The sequence below is a fragment of the Vibrio sp. 10N.239.312.D08 genome (assembly GCF_041466145.1).
Taxonomy (GTDB): Bacteria; Pseudomonadota; Gammaproteobacteria; order Enterobacterales; family Vibrionaceae; genus Vibrio; species Vibrio crassostreae_C.
Genome location: NZ_JBFSSD010000010.1, coordinates 139,552 through 147,114, shown reverse-complemented (window position 1 = coordinate 147,114; position 7,563 = coordinate 139,552). Strand labels below are relative to the sequence as shown.

Here is a 7,563-nt window from a genome sequence, read left to right as displayed (position 1 = left end):
CGCGCTCACGCTCTTCTGGAGCGTTATCGATAGATGCGAAATCTTTAGCAACACCGCCGTATACTTTTGCAAGAGTAGTACAGATAGCAGCAGTTAGAGTTGTTTTACCGTGGTCAACGTGGCCGATAGTACCAACGTTTACGTGCGGTTTCGTACGTTCAAATTTTTCTTTAGACACAATCGTGTTCCTTCCTAGTTATGATTCGCCACGTTCATTATTGAGCGAGACGCGCCAGAAATTGCTATTTTATGCGCCAACTCTCGTTAGCGCAATATTTGGACGCATTGTTCTTTCAAAAAATGAAAAAAAATGCCTTCCTTTTGTTTAACCACGCTCTGCAATGATTGCTTTTGCAACATTGTTAGGCACTTCAGCGTACTCACTAAACTCCATAGAGTAAGAAGCACGACCTTGTGTCGCAGAACGTAAATCAGTTGCGTAACCGAACATGACAGACAACGGAACTTGTGCACGAATTATCTTCAGGCCAGCTGTCCCCTCGTCCATACCTTCGATGATGCCGCGACGACGGTTAATATCGCCAACAACGTCACCCATCCAGTCTTCTGGAGTAGTTACTTCAACTTTCATCATAGGCTCAAGCAGAACCGGTTGCGCTTCAAGTGCACCCGTTCTGAAAGCCATAGAGGCAGCGATTGTAAACGCCATCTCACTTGAATCTGTTTCATGGTAAGAACCATCATATAGTGTAGCTTTGATATCCAAAACTGGATAGCCAGCAAGCACACCATTGTTCATCTGCTCTTCAACGCCTTTAGCAACTGAAGCGATAAACTCTTTCGGTACGATACCATTGGCAATTTCATCCACAAAGACAAAGCCTTCGCCAGCTTCTGATGGTTCTAGTTTCAGCCATACGTGACCGTACTGACCTTTACCACCATGTTCACGGATAAATTTACCTTCCGCTTTCGCTGTACCACGAATAGTCTCACGGTAAGCCACTTGCGGGTTACCAACGTTGCAGTTCACGCTAAATTCGCGCTTCATACGGTCAACGATGATATCTAAGTGTAGTTCACCCATACCAGAAATCAGAGTCTGGCCAGTTTCCGCATCCATATCAACGCGGAACGATGGGTCTTCCGCTGCTAGTTTACCTAGAGCGATAGTCATTTTGTCTTGATCAGCTTGAGAGCTTGGCTCTACAACGATCTGAATCACTGGATCTGGGAACTCCATGCGCTCAAGAACAATCTTATGGTTCTGGTCACAAAGGGTTTCACCAGTAGTCACATCTTTCAGGCCAATGATGGCTGCGATGTCACCTGCTCGTACTTCTTTTACTTCTTCACGCTTGTTTGAGTGCATTTGAACAATGCGACCTAAGCGTTCACGTTGTTTCTTCACAGAGTTGTAAGCTGTTTTACCGCTTTCAACAACACCAGAGTAAACACGGATGAAAGTTAAAGTACCAACGAATGGGTCTGTTGCAATCTTGAATGCTAGCGCTGAGAACGGTTCTTTGTCGTCTGCGTGACGCTCTGCTTCGTTCTCGTCTTCATCGATACCTTTAATTGCAGGTACATCGACTGGAGAAGGAAGGAAATCAACAACTGCATCTAGAACAGCTTGTACACCTTTGTTTTTGAATGCACTACCACAAGTAGCAAGTACGATTTCATTATTAAGGGTACGAGTACGAAGACCTTGTTTGATTTCAGCTTCTGTTAGTTCACCTTCTTCAAGGTACTTATCCATCAGCTCTTCATTTGCTTCTGCAGCAGCTTCAACAAGTTCTGTACGATATTCTTCAGCCATTTCTTGCATGTCTGCAGGAATATCTTCGTATGTGAAAGTCATGCCTTGGTCAGCTTCGTTCCAGTTAATTGCCTTCATCTTGATAAGATCGACAACGCCTTGGAAGTTTTCTTCAGCACCAATGTTCAGTTGAATTGGAACAGGAGTCGCGCCTAGGCGATCCTTGATCTGTTCAACTACGCGCAAGAAGTCTGCGCCGGTACGGTCCATTTTATTAACGAAAACCATACGTGGAACTTGGTACTTATCAGCTTGACGCCATACTGTCTCTGACTGAGGTTCAACACCAGATGAGCCACAGAACACAACAACTGCACCATCAAGTACACGCAAAGAACGTTCTACTTCGATTGTGAAGTCAACGTGTCCAGGAGTGTCGATGATGTTAATACGGTGGTCCGAGAACTGAGCTTCCATACCACGCCAAAACGTAGTGGTTGCTGCTGAAGTGATCGTAATACCGCGCTCTTGCTCTTGCTCCATCCAGTCCATGGTTGCTGCACCATCGTGAACTTCGCCGATTTTGTGAGAAAGACCGGTATAGAACAGAATACGTTCACTTGTGGTTGTTTTACCTGCATCTACGTGAGCAACGATACCGATATTACGGTATTGCTCTATAGGAGTTTTACGAGCCACGGTTGAATCCTCTTATTAGAGACTTAGGGACTATTGCTATGTCTAGATTAGGCGTTAAAAGCGATGCTTCGCTAAAAATTGCTTGCCCTAGAAATAGCAATAGTTCCTAGCATAAGCATAGGAACTAAAGAAGTGCTGCAAGGAACCTTGCAGCACTAAAAAGGTATTACCAACGGTAATGTGCGAACGCTTTGTTTGCGTCAGCCATGCGGTGAACGTCTTCACGTTTCTTAACCGCAGTACCTTTGTTCTCAGACGCGTCTAGCATTTCAGCAGCTAGGCGTTGAGCCATAGATTTTTCACCACGCTTACGCGCAGCTTCAACTACCCAACGCATAGCAAGAGCGTTACGGCGAACCGGACGAACTTCTACAGGTACTTGGTAAGTTGAACCACCTACACGGCGAGATTTAACTTCTACCGCTGGGCGAACATTTTCAAGAGCTTCTTCAAATACAGCTAAGTGGTCTTTACCAGACTTCTCAGCCATTGAATCTAGTGCAGTGTAAACGATTTTTTCTGCAGTAGATTTCTTTCCGTCAACCATAAGGATGTTAACGAATTTTGCCAGCAATTCAGATTTGAACTTAGGATCTGGAAGGATCTTACGCTGACCTATTACGCGACGACGTGGCATGGATATTCTCCGTTGTCTTCTTCAGGTTTTTTCCAAAACTTTTCAGAATAATAAATAAAATAGTGTTTGGCCTTACTTAACGATTTCTTTTTAAAAAAGAGAATCAATTAAGACTTAGGACGTTTCACACCGTACTTAGAACGACCTTGTTTACGGTCGTTAACGCCAGCACAGTCAAGTGCGCCGCGAACAGTGTGGTAACGAACACCCGGAAGGTCTTTTACACGACCGCCACGGATTAGTACAACACTGTGCTCTTGTAGGTTGTGGCCTTCACCGCCGATGTACGAAGTTACTTCGAAACCGTTAGTTAGACGTACACGACATACTTTACGTAGTGCCGAGTTAGGTTTTTTAGGTGTAGTAGTGTAAACACGAGTACATACACCACGTTTTTGTGGGCACGCTTCTAGTGCAGGCACGTTGCTTTTAACAACTTGCTTTACACGAGGTTTGCGAACCAACTGGTTAATAGTTGCCATTAACTAGCTCCTGAAATTTACTTGAAAGTAAGCTTTGTGAAAAATCTATCCCTAATCACAAGTCGTAATTAGGGACGCAAAATTCTATTCAGCAGTGGGAGGTGTGTCAAGAAATATACAGATCTTTTTTAGCCGTCTAGAGCTCAGGATGGTCTACTTTTAACCAAACTGATAAAACACAGCTACCAAGTGACTGATTTGTCGTTCAAAACCGTCAGTTTAACGAAGCCATCGAAGTCAACTTGATCAATGGTACTTGAGACAAGTAGTTGTAAACCTCGGCTATCGAGATCTGGTTTTAACACCGACACCTGCTCTACTGCGCAGATTTGAGTGAATAACTCATGATTGGGAAGGCAAACATACACCGCATCTTCCACCAAAAGATACTGATCTTGTGGCTGAGAATAGGTCAATGCGAGTTTAAGTTTGTCGACTGATTTTACAATATGAAGCATAGCGTCCCCTAGAAAGTCAGTATCCGTTGGCACTGAGCTAACTTCTGCGTTAACTCGTCGGCTTCAACGGTGGTCACATCGATCAGCAGGTTGTCTGCTGAAAGACCAAACTGACTCAGACTACGCTGACACACATACACCTGTTCGATGTCGTACAGGTCCATAAGTTTGAATGCAGAGATGTAGTCACGCGATAGTGTTTCGTCGGGCTGCTGCGCTTTGAGAAGCTGTGTCACGCCATCGCCAACAAAGAACACGGCAATGTCTTCACTATATGCGGACGCAGCAAGCAGGGCGTCTAACCCTTCTCTACCCGCAGCGGTCGTATGAGGGTAACTGTTAAATATAAAGGCTAACTTTCTCAAAACTGCACAACCCTATCTTGCGTTAGTAGTGCTTCCGATAAGCTCCCTAATCCGGCCTGAGTAAATCCAGTTGCTAGGTTAGAGGCACTTAGTTGATGTTGCTCTGCTTCTTCAGAGCTAATCACTCCGCGTCTTAGCGCAGCAGCCACACAGGTTTCAAGGCTAACATCGTGCTCATCAGCCAGCTTTTGCCAAGCTGAAGCTAAGTCAAATTCATCGTTAGCCGGTACGGTAAGGTCTGAGCCGTTACTAACGCCATCTTGATAGAAGAACACACTGTGAAGTTTGTGGCCCTGTTTAATCAGAGCCACGGCAAACTGGTAGGCACTTCTTGCTGACTGTGAGCCATATACCGGCCCATTAACTAGGAGTGTATAGCTTAGCAACCCTCTTCATCCTCTGTTTTACGTTGGCGGATGTATAGGTACACGGTGTGCTTAGAGATGTTCAGTCGCTCAGCAACGCGGTTAATCGCGTCTTTGATATCGAAAATACCTTTGTCGTACAGCTCCATCACGATCTGACGGTTCTTAGTATTGTTCGATACCGATTTGTCAGCGTTAATTTCTTCAATGGTGCGTTCAACCGTTTGGTCGACAAGTTCTTCAACGTCACTAGCGAAGTTAACCGATGATGCGGCTTCGTCTGCGTCTTGTGTTGGCATGAACGATTGCAGTACTTGTGAGAATGGCGCGTCTAGGTTCACGTTAATACACAGTAGGCCAATCACTCGGTCTTCACCGTTACGGATAGCAACCGTGATCGACTTCATCAACACTCCGCCTTTAGCGCGAGTAAAGTATGAACGTGAGAAATTACGCTTAGAACCTTCAATATCTTTTAGCATCTTCAATGCAAGATCGGTGATCGGCGAGCCAACCTGACGACCTGTATTTTCGCCGTTGGCAATTTTAATCGCAGAAGTATTGAGGTCTTCTAAAGAGTGCAAAACGATTTCACAAAACGGACCAATAAGGCTCGCAATACCGTCAACAACGGCCTCATAAGATCTTAGAATGATTTTATCGTGTTCACTGAATGGCATAACGTGGACTGATTCCATTTCAAGTAACACATCTGCATTGACTGTTTCTGTAGTAGTCACTTATTCCTTACCTTCGTGTGAAAAATCAACAAATTTATGTAAGTTTATCAGAAAATTTTAATTGCACACCTAGCTAACATTGCAACTAGTGATTTAGAACAAGTTTAAAAATCAAATACTCATCTTCAAATCATAAAAAAAGCCTAACTCAAAGTTAGGCTTTTTATTCAATCAACGTATTTTAGTACGAGGCTTTTGACCGATATTACTGTGCAGGAGCTGCTTCAGCGTTATCGATGTTTAGTAGCTCTACTTCGAATACTAGCGTTGAGTTAGCTGGGATAGTCGGTGTGTCTTGCTCACCGTATGCTAGCTCTGGCGGGATAACGAACTTGTACTTAGAACCGACTTGCATCAGCTGTACACCTTCAGTCCAGCCTGGGATTACGCGGTTTAGTGGGAATGTTGCTGGTTCGCCACGATCGTAAGAGCTATCGAACTGAGTACCATCAGTTAGTGTACCTTTGTAGTGTACTTGAACGGTATCGGTGTCTTTTGGAGAAGCGCCTTCACCTTGTGTCATTGCTTGGTAAAGTAGGCCAGATTCAGTTTGCTTAACGCCTTCAGTTTTAGCGAACTCAGCACGGAAGTCATCACCAGCTTTCTTCACTTCTGCAGATTTTTCTGCCGCTTGTGCTTGCATCGTTTCAGCAACACGCTTGTCTAGAGCTTCAAGAGCTGCGCGAGTTTCTTCTTCGTTAAGTGCTGTTTTCTCTGCAAATACGTCTTCGATACCTTGAAGAACCATATCTTTGTCTAGGTTGATACCTAGCTCGCTTGGCTTATCAATGCTTGTGCTTAGGTAGTTAGCGAAAGATACACCGATTGCGTAAGCCGCTTTGTCATCTTCTGTTTTAAAGTTTACTGCTTCAACTTTAACTTCTTCTACCTGTGGAGCTTCTGCCTTTGGTTCTTCTTTCTGACAACCAACTGCTAGCATAACCGTTGCGGCAAGCAGTGATACTTTTAAAACTGATTTCATTGAATTCTCCAATTAATGGCCAAGCCATTGGTTATTGTGCACAAATCTAATGATTAGATTGGTGTGAATACGTTAGTTATAACAATATACTAGTCATATGTCTTTCGACAAAAACCGGATTATTAGACGTGATGCAAATATTTTTCCATTCATTGCTATGTGCAATTGTCATCACCTTGTTAAATGGATGTTTTTTCTTCCAAGATGATGAGCAACGTTGGGAAATTGAACCCAACGGTGCCACCAGCTTTGCACTCAGCAGAGATGGACGCTTCGCCCTGCTCTACTCTCAGCAAAAACAACTACTGCTTTGGGATCTCGCCCAAAACCAAGAGTTGGCTCAGCTTGGCCCACAAGATCAGTTAGAAAACCAAGTATCACATATCCGTATCTCGGACAATGGCCGTTTTGCCATTACCGCGAGCCAAATGAACTTCGCCGTTTGGGACTTATCTTGGACTCAAGCACAAGGGCTATGGTCTATCTCAGACGGCTTGATTCGCGATGTCGATATCTCTAGCAATGGTGAAAAAGTACTGCTTGGCCTTTCTAATGGCAAAGCCATCTATGTGGACTTAGTCACCGGACGCCGTCTGGAGTTCCTCGCTCACCGAGAAAAAGTGAATTCCGTGTCCCTTTCATCCAATGGTCGCTACGCCTTATCCGGTGGCAACGACTACAAAGCCTACCTTTGGGATACTGAGTCGGGCTTGGTATTGCGCTCCTTTGAGCATGAACAAAGAGTAGTACGAGTCGCGCTACAACGCGATGGTGAGCTGGCTTTTACCTCTGATGGCGGCAACCAAGCAATGATTTGGGATCTTGAAACGGGCGAACCTCAAGCACAACTGCAAAGCTGGTCTCGACAGTTGATTTTCTCGAGTGCTCGTTTTTCTGATGACGGCAGTATGTTGGTGACAGGCACACCATCTAGCCAAGTGAGTGTGTGGAATACTCAGGATGGCAAACGAATTTCTCGCCACGATGCTGAGCCACTAAAAGATGCTCGCCCTCCTCGTGCGGTAGTGTATGATGCAGCCTTTGATGATAAGAACCGTGTGATATCGGGCACCTCTGCGGGCATAGCCCAAGCTTGGAATGTGGATTAAGAA

General features: G+C 44.8%; 10 protein-coding genes. 1 reads left to right on the top strand and 9 read right to left on the bottom strand.

What is annotated here, in order from left to right:
• The 9 genes from AB6D58_RS08080 to fkpA form a co-directional block, all read right to left on the bottom strand.
• Window positions 1-178 (bottom strand): GTP-binding protein (locus tag AB6D58_RS08080; RefSeq protein ID WP_262630474.1); only part of this gene is annotated, 178 nt, incomplete at its 3' end.
• Window positions 179-325: 147 nt separating this feature from the next.
• Entirely contained in the window at window positions 326-2,422 is a 2,097-nt protein-coding gene (gene fusA / locus AB6D58_RS08075; protein ID WP_017061101.1) for an elongation factor G, read from the bottom strand.
• A gap of 166 nt (window positions 2,423-2,588) precedes the next feature.
• The gene (rpsG, locus tag AB6D58_RS08070; protein WP_010435163.1) at window positions 2,589-3,059 is read right to left on the bottom strand and encodes a 30S ribosomal protein S7; all 471 of its coding nucleotides are present in this window, start codon (window positions 3,057-3,059) and stop codon (window positions 2,589-2,591) included.
• 107 nt (window positions 3,060-3,166) lie between these two features.
• A complete protein-coding gene (rpsL, locus tag AB6D58_RS08065) occupies window positions 3,167-3,541 on the bottom strand; it encodes a 30S ribosomal protein S12 (RefSeq protein WP_004737194.1) in 375 nt (124 codons plus the stop codon).
• A 182-nt stretch (window positions 3,542-3,723) separates the two neighbouring features.
• The gene (tusB, locus tag AB6D58_RS08060; RefSeq protein WP_017063711.1) at window positions 3,724-3,999 is read right to left on the bottom strand and encodes a sulfurtransferase complex subunit TusB; all 276 of its coding nucleotides are present in this window, start codon (window positions 3,997-3,999) and stop codon (window positions 3,724-3,726) included.
• 8 nt (window positions 4,000-4,007) lie between these two features.
• A complete protein-coding gene (gene tusC, locus AB6D58_RS08055) occupies window positions 4,008-4,364 on the bottom strand; it encodes a sulfurtransferase complex subunit TusC (RefSeq protein WP_372156931.1) in 357 nt (118 codons plus the stop codon).
• A complete protein-coding gene (tusD, locus tag AB6D58_RS08050) occupies window positions 4,361-4,750 on the bottom strand; it encodes a sulfurtransferase complex subunit TusD (RefSeq protein WP_017063709.1) in 390 nt (129 codons plus the stop codon). The genes tusC and tusD overlap by 4 nt, the downstream gene beginning before the upstream one ends.
• A complete protein-coding gene (locus tag AB6D58_RS08045) occupies window positions 4,744-5,469 on the bottom strand; it encodes a transcriptional regulator (RefSeq protein ID WP_004729851.1) in 726 nt (241 codons plus the stop codon). Before AB6D58_RS08045 ends, tusD begins: the two co-directional genes overlap by 7 nt.
• Window positions 5,470-5,674: 205 nt before the next feature.
• Entirely contained in the window at window positions 5,675-6,451 is a 777-nt protein-coding gene (gene fkpA, locus AB6D58_RS08040) for an FKBP-type peptidyl-prolyl cis-trans isomerase (RefSeq protein ID WP_372156929.1), read from the bottom strand.
• A 131-nt stretch (window positions 6,452-6,582) separates the two neighbouring features.
• Between fkpA and AB6D58_RS08035 the strand changes: the two genes are divergently transcribed.
• Entirely contained in the window at window positions 6,583-7,560 is a 978-nt protein-coding gene (locus tag AB6D58_RS08035) for a WD40 repeat domain-containing protein (protein ID WP_372156937.1), read from the top strand.
• The last annotated feature ends 3 nt before the right edge of the window (window positions 7,561-7,563 follow it).